The sequence below is a fragment of the Corynebacterium amycolatum SK46 genome (assembly GCF_000173655.1).
In the GTDB taxonomy this organism is placed as follows: domain Bacteria; phylum Actinomycetota; class Actinomycetes; order Mycobacteriales; family Mycobacteriaceae; genus Corynebacterium; species Corynebacterium amycolatum_A.
In genome coordinates this window covers 1-21,767 of sequence record NZ_ABZU01000013.1, presented here as the reverse complement: position 1 = coordinate 21,767, position 21,767 = coordinate 1, and the positions used below count along the sequence as shown (strand labels likewise).

Sequence of the window (21,767 nt, the reverse complement as noted above, 5' to 3'; positions counted from 1 at the left end):
GACAGTTCATGAAGACTTCATGAGGACTCCGTAAGGGGCACAGTTCATCGCGATGGTAGGTCATCTATTACCCTGTTAGATATGTCTCGCATTTTCACAGCAGTTGCGTGGCCGTACGCTAACGGCCCGCGACATATCGGCCATGTTGCAGGTTTCGGTGTCCCCTCGGACGTTTTCGCTCGCTACCAGCGAATGGTTGGCAATGACGTGCTGATGGTCTCCGGTACTGATGAGCATGGCACGCCACTGCTTGTGCAAGCGGAGAAGGAAGGCGTTTCTGTCCAGGAATTGGCCGACCGTTACAACCGCCAGATTGTGAAGGACCTCGCGGGTCTGGGGCTTTCCTACGACCTGTTTACGCGCACTACCACACGCAACCACTACGTCGTTGTCCAGGAGCTCTTCCGTGGGCTCTACGAAAACGGCTACATGGTCAAGCAGACCACGATGGGTGCGATTTCCCCGTCGACCGGTCGTACGCTGCCGGACCGTTACATCGAAGGTACCTGCCCAATTTGTGGCGCTTCCGGTGCCCGCGGCGACCAGTGTGACAACTGCGGTAACCAGCTTGACCCGGCCGATCTGATTGATCCGGTGTCGAAAATCAACGGCGAGACCCCGAAGTTCGTTGAAACTGAGCACTTCCTGCTCGACCTGCCGGCTCTGGCAGAGGCCTTGACCGAGTGGCTTCAAGAGCGCAAGGACTGGCGCCCGAACGTGTTGAAGTTCTCCCTGAACATCCTGAAGGACATCCGTCCGCGTGCAATGAGCCGCGACATTGACTGGGGTGTGCCGATTCCGCTGGAGGGCTGGTCGGAGAACGGGACGAAGAAGCTCTACGTTTGGTTCGATGCTGTCGTCGGTTACCTATCCGCTTCCATTGAGTGGGCCTGGCGCATTGGTGACCCGGAAGCGTGGCGCAAGTGGTGGAATGACCCGGAGGCACTGTCCTACTACTTCATGGGCAAGGACAACATCACCTTTCACTCCCAGATTTGGCCGGCTGAGCTGCTGGGCTACCGTGGCGAGGGATCCCGTGGGGGCGAGGTCGGTCAGCTCGGTGAGTTGAACCTGCCGACGGAGGTCGTCTCCTCGGAGTACCTGACCATGTCGGGCTCGAAGTTCTCCTCTTCCAAGGGCGTTGTCATCTATGTGAAGGACTTCCTGGCCGAGTTCGGCCCGGATCCGCTGCGCTACTTCATCGCAATGGCAGGCCCTGAGAATCAGGACACCGACTTCACCTGGGATGAGTTCGTCCGCCGCGTGAATAACGAGCTGGCCAACTCGTGGGGCAATCTGGTCAACCGCACCGTGTCCATGGCTTTCAAGAACTTCGGAGAGGTGCCGACTCCGGGCGAACTCACCGACGCTGATCGTGAACTGCTCGACCTGGCTGAGCGCTCTTTCGCCGAGGTCGGCGACGCACTCGCACTGTCCCGCTTCCGCGCTGGTATCACTGCCGCAATGCACCTGGTCGGAGAGGCCAACGCCTACATTGCTGCGCAGGAGCCGTGGAAGCTGGCGAAGGACGAGTCCCAGCGCGAGCGCCTGGCCACCGTGTTGTGGACAGCACTGCAGGTAGTCAGCGATGCCAATGTGCTGCTGACCCCGTACCTGCCGGAAAGCGCGCAGAAGGTCTTCGAGACCCTGGGCGGCGAGGGCATCTGGGCCGCAATGCCGGAAGTCCAGGAAGTCCAGGACGACATGCCGGTCGAACCGGTCGGCGCTGACCTGCCGGCAGAGGGTAGGAGCTACCCAATCATCACTGGTGACTACGTCAATCAGAAGGCCGCCTGGCGTCGCTTCGACATTGAGCCGGGTACGGCGTTGGCCAAGCCGAAGCCGATTTTCACCAAGCTCGACTCTGAGTTGGCTGAGCACGGCCCCGAGTGGGCACAGGTGAAGTAGAGGCTCAGTAGAGGTATGGGAAAGCGCAAACGCAAGATTGCAGAACCCGCGGAGTATCTCACTCCGCTGTTTGACGCCCACACGCATCTCGCGTCCTGCGGGGCGCAAACTCCGGAGGAGATTGCGGCTCTCATGGATCGGGCTGCCGCAGCGGGTGTCGTCGGAGTCTGCACGGTCGGCGATGGCATGCCGGAAACCGAACTGGCCTTTGCCGCCGCACACGCGCACCCCAACGTCTGGGCCGCCGCCGCTATCCATCCGACGCGCGCACAAGAGCTTGACGACGACGCCAAGGCTCGCCTAACCGAAATGGCTGCCGACCCCAGGGTTGTGGCCGTGGGGGAGACGGGATTGGATTGGTACTGGTTGGATTCCCTCGACGGCTGCGCGTCGAAGAGCGAACAGCTGGCTGCGTTGCAGTGGCATATGGAGCTCGCAGCGACCGTCGGCAAGCCGTTGATGATTCATAACCGCGACGCCGATGAAGACCTGATGGCGGCGTTGGACGGCTATGACAATACGGTCATTTTGCACTGTTTCTCCTCGCCCATCGAGGTTGCCCGCGAAGCCATTGCACGCGGTTACCTGCTGAGCTTTACCGGCAACGTGACCTTCAAACGCAATGATTATCTGCGGCAGGCTGTGGCTGAGGCGCCGGCGGAGCAGCTGCTGGTGGAAACCGATGCCCCGTACATGACCGCGGAGCCTTTCCGAGGTGCGCGCAACGAGTCCACTTTTATCGGTCATCAGGCACGTGCGATGGCTGCGGCCCGAGAAATCGGGGCGGAGGAGATGGCACAGATTTTGACGGATAACGCACGTCGGGTGTACGGCATTTAAGCATGTGCCGGCGTATTGCCGCCCCTGAGCTGTGGAAATGCAGCCGGGGCGGTTTGTTGTATTTCCCGTCACTTTTATCGATATATTTTAGACAACACTGAATCTTTACCGTACTGTTACAAACTGTATTTCTTTCATCTGCTAACTGCCCATCCTCCGAAAGGCTGTGACGAACCCCGTGAGTGCTGCGAAGAAGCGTCATCTCAATCGTGCTAACGACGGAGTCTCCACTTCGTCCAAGATCGCCGCAGGCGGTCTGGTCGCTGCTGTTGCTCTGGGGGGCACTGTCGCAGCATCCAACTATGACACCATCACCGTCGAAATCGACGGCAAGGTCGAGCAGATTGCAACCTGGTCCAAGGATGACAAGGCCATTCTGGAGAAGGCTGGTGTCGAAACCGCCGGCGGAGACCTGGTTCAGCGTCAGGGCGATCTCACGGACGGTGGCAAGCTGGTCTACCGCTCTGCCAAGCCGGTCACGATGATCGTCGATGGCAAGCCGCAGGAGCACAAGACCAATGCCATCACTACCGATGAGCTGATTGAAGGTCTGAAGAAGCAGGGGCTCATCTCCGATAAGGACAAGGTCGAGGTCGAAAAGGGCGAGATTTCCGCTAAGGGGGTCGAACTCGACGTCGTTCGCGCCAAGAATATTGTGCTTCACGACGATGCCAAGGACATCGACCTTACAGTCCCGGCTATGACCGTCGGTGATGTGCTGGCTCAGCGTGGCATTGAGCTGCGTGAAGATGACACCGTCGAGCCGGGTCTGGATGCTCCGGTCACCGAGGGGATGCGCATCGCTCTGTCTCGTCTGATTGATAAGACCATCACCGAGACTGAGGAGATTCCAGCTCACGAGAACATCATTGAAGATGATTCGATGTTCGAAGACGAGCGCATCGTTGAGCAGGAGGGTGAGCCGGGCCAGGTAGAGCGTCAGGTCAAGGTCACGTCTCGCGACGGTGAAGAGCTCGGACGCGAGGTCCTGGAAGAAAAGGAGCTAAAGGCTCCGGGTATCTCCACTATCCGCCAGGGCACTAAGTCCCGCATTGCAGCTCCGGCTGCCGGCTACGGTGTGTGGGATCAGCTGGCTCAGTGTGAGTCCGGCGGCGACTGGGCTATCGATACCGGTAACGGTTTCTCCGGTGGTCTGCAGTTCACCGATTCCACCTGGGCAGCTTATGGCGGTACTGAGTATGCACCGCGCGCATCGCAGGCTTCCCGCGAGCAGCAGATTGCTGTCGCTGAGCGCGTCCAGGCTGGTCAGGGTTGGGGCGCATGGCCCGCTTGCACCGCTTCCATGGGGCTCCGCTAAAACTATTTTTGCGTTGACCCCGTAGTATCTAACTGTGACTAAAGCAGAAGTTTCTTTCTTGGGGCCGGTCGAAGTACGCGACTTGGCGGCGCAGCTGGATATTGTCCCGACGAAGAAATTGGGGCAGAACTTCGTCCACGACGCCAACACCGTGCGTCGAATTGTTGCTGCGGCGGACTTGCCGGAGGATTCCTACCCTGTTGAGGTTGGCCCCGGCTTGGGTTCGCTGACCCTCGGGTTGCTCGAACACTGCGGCCGTGCCGCGGCGGTTGAAATCGATCATCGGCTGGCGGCGCGTCTGCCCCAGACAGTCACTGAGCGCGCCGAAGGCTGCGCACTTGAGCTTATTGAGAAAGACGCGCTGAAGGTCAGCCGCGAGGACTTTCAGACTGCCCCAGATGCGCTGGTGGCCAATCTGCCATACAACGTTTCTGTACCGGTGCTGCTGCACATGCTTGCCGAGCTACCCACCATCCGCCGCGTGCTCGTGATGGTGCAGTCTGAGGTCGCTGACCGGCTGGCGGCTCAGCCGGGCTCCAAGATCTACGGTGTCCCCAGTGTCAAGGCCGCCTACTACGGCACAGTGCGTCGCGCCGGGGCCATTGGCCCGCACGTCTTCTGGCCGGTCCCCAAGGTTGATTCCGGGCTTGTGCGCATTGACTGCTACGCCCGCTCCGACGCTCCAGAGACCTCCGATGTCTCCGGTGCCCCCGAGGCGGCCCCGTGGGAAATCTCACCGCAGTTCCGCGCGCGACTCTTCCCGCTTATCGACGCTGCTTTTGCGCAACGCCGCAAGACCCTCCGGGCGGCCCTATCGGGGATTTACGGATCTGGTGCCGCAGCCGAAGAGGCGCTTATGGCAGCGGGGATTGACCCCAGGCAGCGAGGAGAGAAGCTCGAAATTGCCGATTTCGTTCGCCTCGCTGAGGTCTCGCGCTAAAACCTAACTGAACTAACTGAGCTAGCTGAACTAACTGTTGACAATTTTCTTAGCTGGCTTGTGGCCTGTGCCGTCCTCGGGGAAGGCGTGGGCCAAAGCGCTGGCGAAGCGCTTTGCACGCTCCGCGTTGCCCTCCGGTAGGTAGTGTGTGCCATCGCCAGGGATGAACCAGTCGTTGTGCTCCGAGACCTCCGAGGCCCAGTCCCAAATCGCGACATTCGGGTATTCCTTGGCGACTTCCTTCAGCAGCTTGTTAAACAGCTTCATGTTGGCATTGTCGTAGTAGCTGTCTGCCGGCTGGTAGGTGCCGACCGTATTCCACATGACCATCTGGCCCTCGAGAAGGTCCAGCATGGTGCGGATATTTGCCTTGATTTCCTCAGGGTTTTGTTCGTAGCCGTAGTCTGGCAACGCAGCGTAGTTCGCCGCGTCGTTGACGCCAGTGGCAATGACCCAGCAGGTATTCGAATCCTGTCCCATGCTCAGCAACTCGCTTACGGACTGTACCGCTGAGGGGTAGTCCTGGAAGCCTTGGTTTGTCGCACGGGCGCCGAAGACGCTGTCGGTCACTTCCTTGGCACCATGGTCGAGATAGGTCTGGAAGCCAGTAGCAGCGCCCTCCGGGACCTGGTTAGTGTCGAACAGGCCAATGGAGGTCGAGTCCCCTACATGCACAACTGTTGTACAGCGCATTCGAGTATCATCAGAAGCCTCTGTGTCACTTGTTGACTTCGTTTCCGCCTTGGACTTCTTCGAGGCATCCTTCGGCAGCTCCATGGCTACGGCAGAGTTGCCAGCACCTTCGCCGCGGTTGTCCGTGCCGCTGATGAGCAACGGTGTACCGATGAGGATTAGTGCCAGCATCGTAATTGTCGAGGTAGCGGGAATAGCGCCCATGTAGCGGGGCACAAATTCATTCGCGCCGTTCTTCCCAGCACGGCGATTACGGCGCGCCTGGAGACGCTCTCGCAGTGGCTGGATAATGCCGTGCCGACGAATTGGGTCTTCCAGTATTACCCAACTGATGGCGGCCAGCGCGGTTGAGCCGATGAAAACTAGCGCGCTGCTAGACCAGGCAACGACAGTGTTCTCCGTAGTACCTGGCAGCCACTGCCGGGGAAGAAATGCGATGATCGGCATATGCCATAGGTAGATGCCATAGGATCGCTCACCCAGCCAGCGCATTGGGGTGGCGCCCAGGATTCGGCTGAATAGGCTTTCGCGGTTCAATCCGGCCATAATGACCAGAACACTCGCGATGGTCGCGAGAATTAGCCCACCGTGGTAGAGGAATATACCCTGCTGTGAGGTCTGCGTTGCTAATGCAATGATGCTGGCCAGGCCAATGAGTCCCAGCATGCCGGAAAGACCGCGGTTCAAGTTGGCGGTGGCGCCCTCGTGACGTCGAAAAGCAAGGGCGATGGCGAGGGCCGCGCCGAGTAGCAGTCCGCCTGCGCGGGTGTCGGTTCCCTCGTAGATGCGCGTGTGCTCGGCGCCGGCGGACGCCAGCCACCACATCAGCCCGAACGATGCGACGGTCAGTGCGATGGTGGCTGCGACGATGCGGCGACGACCGCGTAGTGTGGCAAAGAGCACAACCAGAATGAGCGGCCAGATTAGGTAGAACTGCTCCTCGATGGACAGTGACCACATGTGATCCAGCGGCCCGAGACCGGCAAACTTGTCAAAGCAGGATTCGCCCGCGGCAATCGTATGCCAGTTGTTGACGTAGAACAGTGCCGACAGGGCCTGCCAACCGGTCTTAGCGGTCTCCTCAGGGCGAAATGCGATGGTGAGGAACATGACCGCCAGCAGCGTGGTGATGACGGCCGGCAAGAGCCTCCGGAAGCGTCGGAACCAGAAGGTCTTTAGGCGGAATGTGTCGTGGCGGAGCTTGGAATTGACCAGGTTTGTGGTGATCAAATAGCCCGAAAGAGTGAAAAAGACAGCGACGCCGAGAAGCCCACCACCGAAGCCTGGCACTGCCAGATGATAGAGAACTACAAGTGCGACCGCGATGGTACGGATTCCGTCGAGAGCCGGTACGTACTGCTCGGGATGTTTTACTGGACGAGGCATAGAGGTAGGGAAGTTCTTTCAATAACTAAAAGCGCAGTGACGAAGTGCGGTCGCTGCGCCAGGAGAATTTAGTGGCAAAAGAATATCCGTGAATTATAAATTACTGGTATTCACCAAGCCTCATCGGTGAATCCACCTGGTACACCCTTTTGTAGTGAGCGCACCGCTAAAGTGGGAAGAGGCGCCTAGAAGCGAGCCAAAAAGCAGAACTGAAAAAGGCAGGCACACCCTTCATGCACCGTGATGACAACCCCAGCAGGGCCGAAATCGCCCGGCGCGAACCGCGCGGCGTGGCTTGGACTAAGTTCTGGCCTAACGACGACGGCTGGGTGTGCAACTGCATAGTTTTCCGCGGTGACCGCTTGCTGCTTCTGCTGCGTGAATACGAGGGCTTCCTCGGGGGCCAGTGGGATTTGCCCGGTGGCAAGCTCGACGCAGGGGAGGAGCCCGTGGAGGCCGCTGTGCGCGAACTGCGTGAAGAGGCCGGCCTGCGCGCAGCGGAGGTCAGCGAATTTGCCCACTATTCCAACCCGGATTTGGGCGGGGAGAACTTCCGTTTCCACACGGTGACTTTTCTAGTACGCGAGGCCGACGACACGCAGAATGTCCAGCTCAGCGGCGAGCATCCGGAATTTAAATGGGTAACCCGAGAGCAGTTCGATGAGCTGCCGGTGGCCTGGTATGTCCGGCGTGTGCTTGGCAACGTCGAATGGGGCACAATAAATACTCATCATGGCGAATCTGATTAATTGCGAGAATATTTCTAAGTCCTTCGGGCTCAAGACGCTGCTCGATGGCGTCAGTCTCGGCGTTCAAGAGGGCGACCGCATCGGTGTCGTCGGTTTGAACGGTGGCGGCAAGTCCACGCTGCTGAAGATTCTGGCAGGCGTGGAGCCGGCGGACTCCGGACGTATTTCGCGAGCCAACGACATGGCCATGGCGCATGTCACCCAGGGCGCGGAGCTCGACCCGAATTCCACTGTGTTCGAGTGTGTTATCGCACCGCTGGGTCTCGCCGAACACGAGTGGGCGGGTAACGCTTCCATCCGAGAGGTCCTCGATGGCATCGGCATCAATGACCTCGGTATGGATACCAAGGTCGCCAATCTCTCCGGCGGTGAGCGCCGTCGCGTAAACCTGGCGGCCGCACTGGTCCGCGATCTGGATTTGCTCATTCTCGACGAGCCAACGAACCACCTCGATATTGAGGGTGTGCAGTGGTTGGCCGATCATGTTCTTTCGCGCCGAGCAGCCCTGGTCGTCGTCACGCACGATCGTTGGTTCCTGGATACCGTTGCCACGAAGACGTGGGAAGTCCACGACGGCACTGTCGATTTCTACGACGGAGGTTACAACGACTGGACGTTCGCGCGTGCCGAGCGTGCGCGCCAGGCCGATGCCGCCGAGCAGCGTCGTCAGAACCTCGCGCGCAAGGAACTCGCGTGGTTGCGCCGTGGTGCGCCGGCCCGCACCTCGAAGCCTCGCTACCGCATCGAAGCAGCTGAGGCGCTCATCGCCGACGTCCCGGCGCCGCGTGATTCCGTGGAGCTGATGGCGTTTTCCCAGCGTCGGCAGGGCAAGGTGGTCGTGGAGTTGGAGCATGCCTGCCTGGAAACGCCCGACGGCAGGGAGCTGCTTAACGACGTCACGTGGCGTCTGGCCCCCGGTGAGCGCATTGGCCTGGTCGGTGTCAACGGTTCGGGTAAGACCACTTTGTTACGTGCTCTGGCCGGGGACTACCCCTTGAGTGAGGGCAAACGAATCGAGGGTAAGACGGTGCGCCTGGGGTGGTTGCGCCAGGAGCTCGATGACCTGCCGTTGGATATGCGTGTGCTCGACGCTGTGGAGGATGTAGCGACCTATATTGACCTGGGCAAGAAGCAGATTAGTGCCTCGCAACTGGCCGAGCGGCTGGGATTCTCCCCGAAACGGCAGCGCACTCCAATCGCAGACCTCTCCGGTGGTGAGCGCCGTCGCTTGCAACTCACGCGTGTGTTGATGAGTGAGCCGAACTTCCTGCTGCTCGACGAGCCGACGAATGACCTGGACATTGACACGCTGCAGGAATTGGAAGACCTGCTGGACAATTGGCCGGGCACGCTGGTGGTCATCTCGCACGACCGCTACCTGATTGAGCGTATTGCCGACTCGACCTGGGCTCTTTTCGGCGATGGCGAGCTGACGAACCTGCCAGGTGGGATTGGTCAGTACCTCCAGCGCCGCGCACAGCTAGCTGACTCGGCCGCTAGTGGCGGTGCCTCTCAAGCAAATACAGGTAGTCCGCAGGCTCGTGGCGCAGCTTCAGAGGAGGATGCCTCGAAGCTCTCGGCCGCGGAAGCTCATGCTGTTCAAAAGAAGATGAGTGCCCTGGAGCGGAAGATGGCGAAGCTCAGCCAGAAAGAAAGTGAACTGCATGCGCAGATGGCGGAAGCGAGTGCTGATGTAGCCAACTTGGACACACAAAAGCTGGCGGATCTCGATCGCCGTGCTGCAGAGGTGGCTGAGCAAAAGGCAGAGCTGGAGATGGAATGGCTGGAGCTAGGGGAGCAGCTCGAGGGCTAGCGCCTTACTTCAGCTACTAGCCGAACAATCTAGGTATGAGCCGGGTACTCGTGGTCAGCATGCCCGGTTCGTTCAATCTGCACCGTGGCGTGTTCAATCCCGTGGACGTCGTGAAGCAGTGCCTGCGCACGGTCGAGCAATGCGTGCTCGTCGCCGTTGGGGAGCGTGTCGCAGCGCACGAGGTGGACAGATGCCAACAGGTCATTGCCGTTGAGGGACCAGACGTGGAGATCGTGGACATCGACGACTCCGTCCAGGTCAGACAGGTCAGCAGCAATTTTCTCCGTGTCGACGCCTTCCGGGGTGTACTCCAGCAGCACGTGAAGGCAGTCGCGCACCAGAATGGCAGCGCGCGGGACAATGAAGAGCGCAATCACGATGGAGACCACCGAGTCGATGGCGGTCCAACCTGTGTATGCAATAGCGATAGCGGAGATAATGACGGCGACCGAACCAGCGGCGTCGACAAGCACATGAAGATATGCGCCACGGACGTTGACGCTTTCCTTGGCAGCACCCGCGAGCAGAAACGCCGCAATAACGTTGGTCAGCAGGCCGATGACCGCGATGATGAGCATCGAGGTGGTCTGAATTTCAGATTGCTCCACTGACCCGAATCGCCGGATTGCGCCCCAGAGAATCACAGCGGCAATGATGAAAACTGTCAGACCGTTGACGAGAGCAGTCAGAACTTCAACACGACGGTACCCGTACGTCGCGCGGTGATTGGCTCCGCGCTGGGCGATAGCCAAACCGGCAACCGCCATCAGCAGGCCCGCGGAGTCCGTCACCATATGGCCGGCATCTGCCAGCAGCGCCAGTGAACCCGAAACCAAGCCACCGATGAGCTCGGCGAGAAATACGACAAGAGTTAGACCCGCAGCCGCGAGCAGGCGGCGGGCAGGAGTATTCGCGGGGTCAAAATGAGAGTGGCCCTGACCGTGGCCGTGTGAATGACCGTGTGAGTGACCGTGGCCGTGTGAGTGGCCAGAGTGTTCAGTCGTGTCCATAACCCCTAATGATAACGGGGTTATTCAGCCTCCGGAAGATAGCTGTCAGCCCACGCATAAATCAGGTCAGCGGCACGCGCAGCGGACTTAGCGCGAGTGAGCAAGTGGTCCGCGCGATCCAAGCTCATCAGAGACTTTGGATAGCGAGATACCTGGAAAATCTTCTGCGCACTGTCAATACCCACGGTCTGGTCGGTCGGAGAGTGCAGAATCAGAAGCGGCTTGCGCAGCTGGCTGAGATAAACCTCCGGGTTGTAGTCCGCCAACACTTCCAGGAACTCACGGGAGATGGGAATGCCACGGCCTTCAATCTGCAGAACCTGCGTGCCATGCTCATCGACCGTCGAAATATCACCGGCAATGCGCACAATCGAGTGAGCTGGATCGAAAGGCGCACCGATTGTCGCTACCGCCTTGACCTTCGGCATATCGTGCCCGGCGTTCAGCGCCGCTGCGCCACCGAGCGAGTGCCCAATTAGCAGTGACGGTGCCTCGAACTCTGCCTCCATGAACTTGTAGGCGGCCTTGAGATCATCAATGTTGGTCTGGAACGTCGTCTCACCGAAATCGCCAGTGGATTGCCCAAGGCCAGTGAAGTCGAACCGGAACGCCGCAATGCCCTTCTTCGCCAGCGCCTTGCAGGTGCGTGACGCGCCGGGCACCATCCGATTACACGTGAAGCAATGACCAAATAGCGCCCACGCGCGTGGCTTACCGTCCGGCAGATCAATCGATGCAGCCAGAGTCTCGCCTGTCGATCCCGTAAATTTTAGGTGCTTTGTTGGCATAGGTTATATCCGCGTCTCAGTGTGTGCTCAAAGTGTGTACGTTTTCGCTTAACGACGCCCGTTGTGGTGGCGACCGTACGCAATACTAAACCCGAGTACCGCAAATAGTTGAGGGATTGACCGAAAAATTCGACCAATCCCTCAGTTGCCCAGAAGTTGTGAGTTAACGCACCGGAACCCCTGGCCCCAGCGGAATACCCGCGAGATACCAAACGACAAAGAATAGGAACCAGCCCACCAGCATGCACAGCGAGTAAGGGATGGCCAGTGACATCAGCGTGCCGACACCCGCCGGCTTGTAGTACTTCTGCAGGAAGGTCAGTGCCAGCGCAAAGTACGGCGACATCGGTGTAATGATGTTGGTCGGGGAGTCACCAATACGGAATAGCTGCTGGGAGACCTCTGGGGAGACATTGACGTACATCAGCATCGGCACCACGACCGGCGCCATCAGTGCCCACTGTGCGGAGCCCGAGGTAATCAGCAGGTTGAGAACAGCCACCATCAGGACGAAGGCAGCAAAGAGCAACAGCGGCGGCAGATCCGCCTTGGTCAGGAACTCGGAGCCCTTGATAGCGGTCCACTGACCGATATTGGACCACTTGAAGTAGGCCGTGAACTGCGAGACAGCGAAGAAGAGCACCATCATTGTGGTCAGTGTGCCCAGGCCACGCTCCATGAAGGCGGGCACATCTGCAGAGGAAGTGATGGTCTTGGCGCCAATGCCGTACGCAATACCGACCACAGCGAAGAAGAGGGCAATGGACACCACGACGTCGGTAAGCAGTACGGAATTCAAGATGCCGTCGCCCTCGCCGCGCAAGGGCGAGCCGGGAGTGAAGAGCGCGGTGAACCACAGTGCCAGGAAGATGACGGCGACGATATTGCCATAGCGCAGGCCGCGGCGTTCGGAGGCGTTCAGGATGAGCTTGTCGCGGCCATTGCTGGAGCTGCTAGATGCGGTGTTCCGCTCCTCCTTCTTGGCGTTTTCCTCGGCAGCTTCCTCCGAAGCGCCCGGTTTGGTGAACTCCGCGGCATCGTGGTCAATGTGGTCGTCGTGGACGGTCTTCTCCACGTGCTTGGTAATAAACAGCTCAGTAACAGCCGTAATAATCAGCGCCAGCACAATCGACGAGGCCATGGTGAAGAAGTAGTTGGCCAGCGGAGAAACTACGTATTCCGGATCCACGAAGTGCGCCGCATGCGTGGAGATACCTGCCAGCAGCACATCGGTGATGTTGAGCACCAGCGACGAATTGAACCCGGCCGACGAGGCGGCAAAGGCGACCATCGCACCGACAATAGGGTTACGACCAACGGCGGCAAATGAGGCGGCGCCTAGCGGAATGAGAATCACGTAGACGGCGTCAGAAGCGATCGAACCAGTCACGCCGGCCAGGGCGACAATGAATGTCAGCAGGACAGGGGAGTGCACCTTGGAAATTGCCGCGCGGATTGCCGAGCCGATGTAACCGGAGTACTCCGCAATTGCGACACCGAGCATGCACACCAGAATCAGGCCAACCGGCGCAAAGTCCGTGAAGTTCGTTACCGCCTCAGAAACCATCTTTTGCAGATACTCAGCGGTAGCGAGGCTTTCCACCTCGATGATGTCACCCGACGCGGGATCCTTGGCCTGCATACCCGCAGTCTCACCGAGCCACGAAGAAACGATGACTACACCGGCAAGAATCACGAACAGCCAAAACGGATTTGGCAGTGCGTTGCCGATGCGTTCAAGTGTGGCTAGGAACCCCTTTGGCTTCGGTGGCGCTTTGTCCGGTTCCAACGTTTTTGACTGTCCCATATGTATAAATCTCTCTGTGTTAGACGTTGGTAAAAGGTTAGGGGAAAGTAAGTTGCGTCACAACGTAAAAGGCCAGAGGCATATGTATGCGAGCTGTAAGTATGCGAGCTGTAAGCAGGCGCATAAGGGAAAGTTAAGGGAATAAGTTAGGGAATAGCTCGGGAATAGCTGTAGTGCACCTTCTTCGACTAGAGTTAAGCAGGTTATGGGCAAGAAGAAGTCGAAAAAAGAAAAGGTCAGCGCCAACAACGCGGTGGTGGCCACCAATCGTCGTGCCCGCCATGACTACAACATTCTTGACACCTATGAATGCGGTGTCGTTCTCGTGGGCACTGAGGTCAAGGCGCTGCGCGAGGGCAAAGCATCGCTTAACGACGCCTTCGCGACCATCGATGACGGAGAAGTGTGGCTGCGCGGGCTGCATATCCCGGAGTACTCCTACGGATCGTGGACAAATCACTCGCCGCGTCGTTCGCGCAAGCTGTTGTTGCACCGCAAGGAGATTGACACCCTGTGGGGCAAGGTCCGCGATGGCAACAACACGCTTGTACCCCTGAAGCTGTACTTCACCAACGGCCGCTTGAAGGTCGAGCTCGCACTCGCCCGCGGTAAGCAGGATTATGACAAGCGCCAGGACATCAAGCGCCGCACGGAGGAGCGTGAAGCTACTCGTGCGCTGGGCCGCCGTGTGAAAGGCATCAAGGGGTAGTGGGCTTTACGACGAGGTCTGTTGACTTTACTCGTCGTAAAGCGTTATTCTTGAACATCCTTTGAGTGCTACGCACTTTCCCGTGCTCGAAGGCATTGTATGGGGCTGACATGGTTTCGACACCGTACAGTGAGCCAGGGGAAGCGTGCCGGTGCAGGCTAGAGACCACCGTTTAAGCGTCGTAGCAACTGATTAAGCGCCGAGAACACTCAGCGCGACTACGCTCTCGCTGCCTAATTAAGCGACTAGCGTGTCTGTCAGACCGGGCTTGCCCTTTGGTCCGGACCCTGGCATCGACTTAAAAGGGCTCGCCCGATGGGTGTGCCGTAAGGCTCATCGGGGATCTTCTTACTTGCGGCTGGGCCCGTCATTCGGACATGTTTGCCTGAGCCGAAGGGTCGAGTAGAGGCGATTGTGCGAACTGCGCACGGAGAAGCCCTGGCGAGTTGGCGGTGGACCCGAGTTCAATTCTCGGCAGCTCCACAGATGGAAATCCCCGGTCATCATGGCCGGGGATTTTGCTTTTATATTTTTTATGTTGTGCAATTGTATTTTTAATTGGTCAGGCACTGCAAAGTAAAAGGCATTAGGTAATGCTCGTTGAACAATCTGAATTGCACCCTTTGAACTCGCAAAATGCCCAATAACCTGGCATTATAGGGTTATGGGGAAAATGCGCAACATTTTAAAGAAATACCGTCTTTTGGTTGCTGTAGTAATCGAGCTTATTGTTGTGCTTATTCTGCATTTCACAGGCTTGACAGCTACAGCCCAAATTGTTGCAACAGTTTTTGTCGGGTTCGTCATTATTTTGACAGCATTCGACATGGTAAAGCAGATAATACGCCGGGAATTCGGGCTAGATATTCTCGCTGTTATTGCGATGGTTGCGACCCTTGCGGTGGGGGAATACATCGCGGCATCGATCATTGCTCTAATGCTCACCGGCGGTGAGGCACTGGAAAACTATGCGGCCTACCGCGCAAAGCGGGATTTGCGCAGCCTTCTAGATCGTGCACCGAATATGGCACGTCGTCTGCCGTCGCTGGAGGCGGCGCCGGATGAGGCGGAGGAAATCCTCATTGAGGATGTCGCAAAAGGCGACTACCTGCTGGTACGTCCTTCGGAGGTCGTTCCGGTTGACGGTGTGACTTTTGATAAAACTTCGGTCGATGAGTCCTCGCTAACGGGTGAGGCAGCGGCTGTACATAAGAATATCGGAGACACGATTCTGTCAGGTTCCGTCAACGGGACACAGGCAGTTCGTATTCAAGCATCCAAGTCAGCGGCAGATTCTCAGTATCAGAAGATTATTGCGCTGGTGCGGCAGGCAGAAGATCAGCAGGCACCTATTGTGCGTGTGGCGGATCGCTACGCGGTGCCGTTTACGGTAGTTTCGCTGCTCATCGCAGCGGTGGCATGGATTATGAGTGGCGATCCCGTGCGCTTCGCGGAGGTGCTCGTTCTAGCTACCCCGTGTCCGTTGCTGATTGGCGCTCCGGTGGCGTTCCTTGGTGGCATGAGTCGTGCATCCAATGCTGGTGTGATTGTTAAGGGCGGTGCCGTTCTAGAGAGCCTTGCTGCTGCTAAGTCAATCGCCTTCGATAAGACCGGCACGCTGACCTATGGCCGCCCAACAGTCGCCGAGATTCACACGGAAGGCGTCGATCGTGATCAGATGCTTGCTTACGCTGCGGCAGCCGAGCAGTTCTCCACGCACGTCCTGGCCGACAGCATTATCCAGGCAGCCGATGGGCTGGAGCTGCCAGTGGCCGAAGATGGTACGGAAGTAGATGCCGAAGGCGTGGAAGCCACGGTCGATGGAGTGAAGGTGCGCGTCGGCACGCTGGACTTCATTCGGCGGGTGGCGCCGGAGGCTAGGGAAATTGATTTCCGTCACGGCCAGACGGCAGCGTACGTCACCATTGACAACAAGTACGCCGGCGCATTGATCTTGGATGATCAGCCACGCGCAAATGCAGCGGAGCTAGTTAGTGCACTCCAGCACCACGGCTTTGAACGAACGGTGGTGCTTACCGGTGACAACACCAACACCGCGCATGCAATCGCAGGTCAGGTAGGCATTCCCGAATACCATGCCTCTCTGCTGCCGCAGGACAAGGTACGCCTGCTGAAGGAAATGGAGCCGCACCCGGTCATCATGGTGGGCGACGGAATCAATGATGCCCCGGTGCTCGCAGCTGCTGGCATCGGTATTGCCATGGGTGCACGCGGTGACACGGAAGCCTCCGAGGCGGCAGATGTGGTCATCACTCGCGACGATATCTCTCGAGTGGCGCGAGCTATTGATATTGGTCGCTGGACGCTGACCGTAGCCAAGACAGCCATTTGGATCGGTATCGTGCTTTCCGTTGCGTTGATGCTTGTTGCAGCATTCGGCTACATCCCAGCAGTGGTCGGTGCGCTACTGCAGGAGGTTATCGACCTAGCAACTATTCTCTACGCCCTCCGCGCGCTGAAGGGAAGAGAACGCATTAAGGTCACTGCAGAGGCGGACGTGGCGGAAGCGAAAGTGTAAAAACTGGGCCCGCGGCGGCAACAGACAGCAAAACCCTCGACCTCACTTTTCAAAGCGGGGTCGAGGGGTTTTACACTCTATAACGCCTGAGCGACGTTGAGAAGTCTTAGAAAGTGCTCTTGTAGACGTTGGCGATGGTGGTGCCAGTAACTGCCGAGCCGTGGAAGGTCGGGTGGTTGGTCATGTTGTAGGAAGCAACATCGGTATCCAGAATTGCAGAGACCTGACGTTCACCGTCCGGACCACACATTGCCACGTCGATGTGGGCAACTTCCTTCATGTTGACGAAGCCGATACCGGATTCATTTGCAGCTCGCTGCTGGCGGTTCTGCAGAGCCATCTCAAAGTCGTGCATGCCGGCAGCCGGAATGTGTGGTGCAAAACCTGCGGCGTTAACCGGGCATGCGTAGTGAGTCGGGTCATTAGAGGTGAAAGCCGGGTAGCCAATCAGCATGACGCGAGCAGTTGGGTTAGCGGCCCTGATCTTCTCTACAGCGGCCACAACGTTGGTGGTGTACAGGTCATCCTGAACCGGCATTGGCAGCACAGCGCCCTGCATTGCGTCATTGGCGCCAACGTAGATGGTCACCAGCTGGGTAGCCGGGCCGAGGGAGCCCTGAGCGATGGCGTTGTCAACCTGGCCCATCAGGGACTTCTGCGGCTGAGTCGGCATGAAAGCGGTAGTGCCGTTGCAGGAGTAGTCGTGCAGTTCAAGGCCAGTCTCACGAGCAACGTGAGAGCCGATGTTCGAGACCGAAATCGGGCAGCCACCACGGCCCGGTACGGCCGGGTCGGACTGACCCGGGTTAGCAGCGAAGGAATCGCCGAAAGCAACGTAGTTACCAGTAGGAAGAGCGTTGGCAACACCGCCAGTCAGGAGGGAGGCTGCCAGCGCAGAAGCTGCAGCTGCCGAGGCTGCTGCACGGCGAACAACGTTGTTCTTCATAATTAAAAACCTCTTAGTTGAAAACCAATAGAAGGAAAAACTCGCGCTACACTCGCGATTTCTTCGCTACAGACCGTCCCTGGAAGAACCAAGCCCGACAGAACCCTGAGCGGATACTTAGAGACGCGCCTTTATCACTTTGTTATACAACTAGGTTCTAGTCCTGATGTCAACCGGAATCAGCTAGTTATATGGATATTCGGCGCTTTCAATGCCGTTTTTTGTCTCTTATCGCTGGTAGGCGGATTTATGAGGCGCTTCCGAACGTGGAATACAGCGCAGCGATGACACCATCGGCTACCCCAGAACCATCTTTTAGCTCAATCTCATCTTCAGCAAAGGGGCCACGCTCATCCAGTTCTGCCTCTGTGGGGCGCGGCTGAATCAGCGTTAGGTGTGGACCTTCACTGATAACGCCACTGAAAAGACGTGCCTGACGAGCCGCCTCACCATCCGCCTGCGCCCGCACCTCGTCCAGGGATGCACCCTCAAAGCTGTCCGCCTGCTCCGGGGCGACGACCATAATTTCCTGCGCTAACACGGCACCGACGACACCTGCCGGCCACGATGTCCGAGCGATAAAGTCCGCCAACTCAGGGCTACCACCTTCAATTCCCTCGGGGAGGGGTTCCTGCGCAACGACAGTCAGCGGGGCGCTGTCAATCAGCTCGTCGGCAAGCACGTCGGCAAGCGCGGCGGTGGGGACGAGGGCGAAGAGACTCGGAGCGCGGTCCCAACCTTCGGCGTGGACGTATTCGGCAGCCTCACGCACGGCGCGATTGAGTGCCTGCTGGCTGAGATGAGTCTGAGTGCCGTTGTTTTCGCTCATGACGCTTGACGACGCCCCTTTCCTGGCAACGCTGTATTAACAGCATCCTTAGTCAATTGTTAGGAACTTTATTTAGAGTAGATGACAGATAAGCATACGACCGACTTACCAGCTCGCTGGCAAGTCAAGCTCAACTCGAACAGGAGAGACGTTGTCTCTAAACCAGACTCGACCGAGACGATCGGCGGGTGGCCGCCCGGGGTGGCTGGCGATTACCGTGTTGGTGATTGCCGCGCTGACCTTTGTTATTCCGATCGCCGTCAATCTTTATACGGACTTTCAGTGGTTCGGTGAAGTGGGCCATCGAGGGGTATTCGCCACCACGTGGCTCACTCGTATCGTCCTGTTTATCACCGTAGGCCTGATAACGGGCGTACTGACATTTCTATCTATGTGGCTGGCGTGGCGCTCGCGACCCGTCGACCTCGGACTGACGGATCCACGCAGCCCGCAGGCAGTGTACCGACGGATGGCTGAATCCGGTTCGAAGTCGATGTTCACCGCGCTGCCCGTTGTATTCGGCGTACTCGGTGGCCTTGTGGGGCAGGGTAATTGGCAGACGGTGCAGCTGTTCTTAAATCGACAGTCCTTCGGTGAGACTGACCCGCAGTACGGCAAGGACTTGGGCTTCTATGCATTCCAGTTGCCGCTGTGGTCGTACATCGTTTCGACGCTGGTTGTCCTGGTAGTCATTGCGTTCCTGCTGTCGCTGGTGACGCATTACTTCCTTGGTGGCATCCGCCCAGGTAATCCGACTACAGGGGAGAAGACCCGCGTTTCCAATGCGGCTCGTGCGCAGTTGGCGTGCTGGGCCGGTGTTTTCATGCTGCTCAAGGCTGTGTCTTACTGGCTGGACCGCTATGAGCTGCTGAATAACAAGCAGAAGACCTTCACCGGTGGTTCCTACACCGATATCAATGCGCTGCTGCCGGCGAAGATTACGCTGCTGGTCATCGCAATTGTCGTGGCCGCTGCATTCTTCGCGGCCATTTTCCTGCGCAATCTTTCCATCCCGGCGTTTGCCACTGTGCTGATGTTGGTTTCCGCCGGTCTGATTGGCGTGGCCTGGCCGATGGCAGTTGAGCAGTTCTCGGTTAACCCGAACCGCGCTTCCAAGGAACGCGAGTACATTGCGCGCAATATTGAATCGACGCGCTACCACTACGGGCTTACCGACGACAAGGTGAAGGTTGAGCGCGACTGGGGCGTTCCGGCTGAAAAGGAAGGCGATAAGGAAGCCGCGAAGGAAGGGGCGGACTCGATTTCCCGCGATGCCGCTACTCTGGCCAATATCCGAATCCTGGATCCGGAAGTGCTGCCACGTACCTTCACGCAGCAGCGTCAGCTGAAGAACTTCTATGGTTTCTCCGATCCGCTTGCCATTGACCGCTACCAGATTGATGGCGCGTCCCGTGACTTCATCGTCGCCGCTCGTGAGCTGAACCCGCAGACGCTGCAAGGCAACCAAACTGACTGGATCAACCGTCACACGGTCTACACGCACGGCAATGGTTTTGTTGCCGCACCGGCTAATAAGGTCGACGAGGTTGCCTCCGAGTCCGGTTCCGCCCGCGGCGGTTACCCGCTGTATACCGTGGCTGACCTGTTCGAGTCCGAGGACCCGAACGGCATGAACTTGAACCTGAAGCAGCCGCGTATCTACTACGGCCCGGTTATCGCCAACAGCGATGCCGACTACGCGATTGTTGGCGGTAACGGTGACGGCAAGGACTATGAGTACGATGCTGACGGTCGTAACTTCACCTACGACGGTAAGGGCGGCGTTGGCGTTGGCGGACTTGCCAGCCGCATGATTTTTGCCACCCGTTACCAGGAGCTGAACATCCTGCTGTCCGACCGCATTGGGCCGGACTCCAAGATCATCTACAACCGCGATCCGCGTGACCGTGTTCAGAAGGTCGCCCCGTGGCTGACCACTGACACCAAGACGTACCCGGCTGTAGTCGATGGTCGTATGAAGTGGATCGTCGACGGCTACACCACGCTGGCCAAGATGCCGTACTCCCAGCGCATGAGCCTCCAGGAAACCACGCAGGACTCCATTAACCCCGATGGCACTCCACGCCCGCTGCCAAACAGCGAGGTCAGCTACATCCGCAACTCGGTCAAGGCGACCGTCGATGCCTACGATGGCACCGTTGAGCTCTACGAGTTCGATGAGAAGGATCCGGTGCTCAAGGCTTGGGAGGGTGTCTTCCCAGGCGTAGTGAAGCCAAAGTCGGAGATCTCCGAGGAGCTGCAGGAGCACCTGCGCTACCCGGAGGACCTGTTTAAGGTTCAGCGTGAGCTGATGGCCAAGTATCACGTCAGCGATCCGGGCGTGTTCTTCGCCAATGACTCCTTCTGGTCTGTCCCGTCTGACCCGACCGCGCCGGAAGAGCAGAACCTCTCCCAGCCGCCGTACTACGTTGTCGCTTCCGATCCGGAGACCGGCAAGCCGAGCTTCCAGCTGATTTCCGCTTTCCGTGGTCTGGAGCGCGAGTTTCTCGCCGCCCAGATGAGTGCGTCCTCTGATCCGGAGACCTACGGCCGCATCACCATCCGTGCCCTGCCGACCAACACCCAGACCATGGGTCCGCGTCAGGCGCAGGACACGATGATGTCCGCAGATGAGGTCGCCCAGGACCGTACCCTGCTCGAGGGCACGAACGTGGTCACCAACGGTAACCTGCTGACGTTGCCGGTTGGCGATGGCGAGATTCTCTACGTCGAACCGGTCTACACCCAGCGCAAGGGCCAGGAGACCGCGTTCCCGAAGCTGCTGCGTATTCTCGTCGCTTACCGCGGCCAGGTGGGCTACGGCGCCACGGTCACTGAGGCTCTGAGCCAGGTCGGTATCGATGCTTCCGCCGTGACCAAGGTCCGCGGTGAGGAAGAGGCTGGGGAGCAGCCGGCGGATAAGGACAAGGATGCCGCCGACGCTGAGTCCGACGACGAGGCACCGAAGGAAGATCGCAAGGTTGATGTCGCCGCGCGTGACGATGCCGCTCGCCGTATCTCCGACGCACTGCAAAAGCTTAACGACGCACAGAAGAACGGTGACTACGCGGCACAGGGCCAGGCACTGGCCGAACTTGACCGCGCTGCCGCTGACTACCAAAAGGCCAACGGCCAGTAAGGCTTACGGTGATTAAGACGTGCAACGAGTAGTTAACAGAGAATCATAGGTTTCTATGGTCCGCAGACTCCCCAGGTTGTAGCGAAACCGGCTATGACCTGGGGATTGGTCTTTGCTGGGAACGCCGTGCTACAGTTACTTCTCGTTGGTCAGAGAGACCAGCGCCCGCTGTGAGTGCTTGTAAAAGCCAGGACAGTTGACGCGGGGTGGAGCAGCTCGGTAGCTCGCTGGGCTCATAACCCAGAGGTCGTAGGTTCGAATCCTACCCCCGCCACTAAGAAGAGACCCCTACCGGTGCAAACGCTGGTAGGGGTCTTCTTTATTCTGAGGCCAAATCACCGTTTGGGGGGGGT

At 58.4% G+C, this 21,767-nt stretch carries 15 protein-coding genes, 1 tRNA gene and 1 other RNA gene; 11 read left to right on the top strand and 6 right to left on the bottom strand.

Annotated elements, in window-relative coordinates:
* Positions 1-81 precede the first annotated feature (81 nt).
* From metG to rsmA, 4 genes are all read left to right on the top strand, one after another.
* Positions 82-1,908, top strand: coding sequence for a methionine--tRNA ligase (gene metG, locus CORAM0001_RS08445; RefSeq protein WP_005511395.1), 1,827 nt, complete (start codon positions 82-84; stop codon positions 1,906-1,908).
* Between the two features lie 15 nt (positions 1,909-1,923).
* Entirely contained in the window at positions 1,924-2,748 is an 825-nt protein-coding gene (locus tag CORAM0001_RS08440; protein ID WP_005511436.1) for a TatD family hydrolase, read from the top strand.
* A gap of 166 nt (positions 2,749-2,914) precedes the next feature.
* Positions 2,915-4,066 (top strand): resuscitation-promoting factor, encoded by a 1,152-nt coding sequence (locus CORAM0001_RS11610; RefSeq protein WP_279625282.1) that lies wholly within the window; start codon positions 2,915-2,917, stop codon positions 4,064-4,066.
* 34 nt (positions 4,067-4,100) lie between these two features.
* A complete protein-coding gene (gene rsmA, locus CORAM0001_RS08430) occupies positions 4,101-5,006 on the top strand; it encodes a 16S rRNA (adenine(1518)-N(6)/adenine(1519)-N(6))-dimethyltransferase RsmA (RefSeq protein ID WP_005511423.1) in 906 nt (301 codons plus the stop codon).
* A gap of 30 nt (positions 5,007-5,036) precedes the next feature.
* Here the strand turns inward: rsmA and CORAM0001_RS08425 are convergent, their stop codons facing one another.
* Complete coding sequence (locus CORAM0001_RS08425) at positions 5,037-7,085, bottom strand: acyltransferase family protein (protein WP_005511442.1); 2,049 nt, start codon at positions 7,083-7,085, stop codon at positions 5,037-5,039.
* Between the two features lie 233 nt (positions 7,086-7,318).
* Here CORAM0001_RS08425 and CORAM0001_RS08420 point away from each other — a divergent pair, with 233 nt between their 5' ends.
* The gene (locus tag CORAM0001_RS08420) at positions 7,319-7,834 is read left to right on the top strand and encodes an NUDIX hydrolase (RefSeq protein WP_005511416.1); all 516 of its coding nucleotides are present in this window, start codon (positions 7,319-7,321) and stop codon (positions 7,832-7,834) included.
* Positions 7,818-9,647, top strand: coding sequence for an ABC-F family ATP-binding cassette domain-containing protein (locus CORAM0001_RS08415; RefSeq protein ID WP_005511403.1), 1,830 nt, complete (start codon positions 7,818-7,820; stop codon positions 9,645-9,647). Before CORAM0001_RS08420 ends, CORAM0001_RS08415 begins: the two co-directional genes overlap by 17 nt.
* Positions 9,648-9,676: 29 nt before the next feature.
* On the opposite strand, the gene CORAM0001_RS08410 is transcribed toward CORAM0001_RS08415, so the two are convergent.
* The 3 genes from CORAM0001_RS08410 to CORAM0001_RS08400 form a co-directional block, all read right to left on the bottom strand.
* Positions 9,677-10,657 (bottom strand): cation diffusion facilitator family transporter, encoded by a 981-nt coding sequence (locus CORAM0001_RS08410; RefSeq protein ID WP_005511425.1) that lies wholly within the window; start codon positions 10,655-10,657, stop codon positions 9,677-9,679.
* A 20-nt stretch (positions 10,658-10,677) separates the two neighbouring features.
* Positions 10,678-11,445 (bottom strand): alpha/beta hydrolase family protein, encoded by a 768-nt coding sequence (locus CORAM0001_RS08405; RefSeq protein WP_005511397.1) that lies wholly within the window; start codon positions 11,443-11,445, stop codon positions 10,678-10,680.
* 163 nt (positions 11,446-11,608) lie between these two features.
* The gene (locus CORAM0001_RS08400; RefSeq protein WP_040361712.1) at positions 11,609-13,252 is read right to left on the bottom strand and encodes an AbgT family transporter; all 1,644 of its coding nucleotides are present in this window, start codon (positions 13,250-13,252) and stop codon (positions 11,609-11,611) included.
* 205 nt (positions 13,253-13,457) lie between these two features.
* On the opposite strand from CORAM0001_RS08400, the gene smpB reads away from it, so the two are divergent.
* The 3 genes from smpB to CORAM0001_RS08390 all read left to right on the top strand — a co-directional run bounded on the left by smpB (position 13,458) and on the right by CORAM0001_RS08390 (position 16,500).
* Positions 13,458-13,961, top strand: a complete 504-nt coding sequence (smpB, locus tag CORAM0001_RS08395) for an SsrA-binding protein SmpB (RefSeq protein ID WP_005511394.1) — start codon at positions 13,458-13,460, stop codon at positions 13,959-13,961.
* 101 nt (positions 13,962-14,062) lie between these two features.
* Positions 14,063-14,447: a transfer-messenger RNA gene (gene ssrA / locus CORAM0001_RS11100) on the top strand.
* A gap of 340 nt (positions 14,448-14,787) precedes the next feature.
* Positions 14,788-16,500: a heavy metal translocating P-type ATPase gene (locus tag CORAM0001_RS08390; RefSeq protein WP_208854655.1), complete on the top strand. Its 1,713-nt coding sequence runs from the start codon at positions 14,788-14,790 to the stop codon at positions 16,498-16,500.
* Positions 16,501-16,606: 106 nt separating this feature from the next.
* Here CORAM0001_RS08390 and CORAM0001_RS08385 read toward each other — a convergent pair whose 3' ends face one another.
* Complete coding sequence (locus tag CORAM0001_RS08385) at positions 16,607-17,446, bottom strand: GDSL-type esterase/lipase family protein (RefSeq protein ID WP_005511434.1); 840 nt, start codon at positions 17,444-17,446, stop codon at positions 16,607-16,609.
* A 247-nt stretch (positions 17,447-17,693) separates the two neighbouring features.
* On the bottom strand, positions 17,694-18,275 hold the full coding sequence (locus CORAM0001_RS08380; RefSeq protein WP_005511433.1) for a PPA1309 family protein: 582 nt from the start codon (positions 18,273-18,275) through the stop codon (positions 17,694-17,696).
* Between the two features lie 151 nt (positions 18,276-18,426).
* Here CORAM0001_RS08380 and CORAM0001_RS08375 point away from each other — a divergent pair, with 151 nt between their 5' ends.
* Entirely contained in the window at positions 18,427-21,414 is a 2,988-nt protein-coding gene (locus CORAM0001_RS08375) for a UPF0182 family protein (RefSeq protein ID WP_005511408.1), read from the top strand.
* A 200-nt stretch (positions 21,415-21,614) separates the two neighbouring features.
* Positions 21,615-21,688 (top strand) — tRNA-Met (locus tag CORAM0001_RS08370).
* The last annotated feature ends 79 nt before the right edge of the window (positions 21,689-21,767 follow it).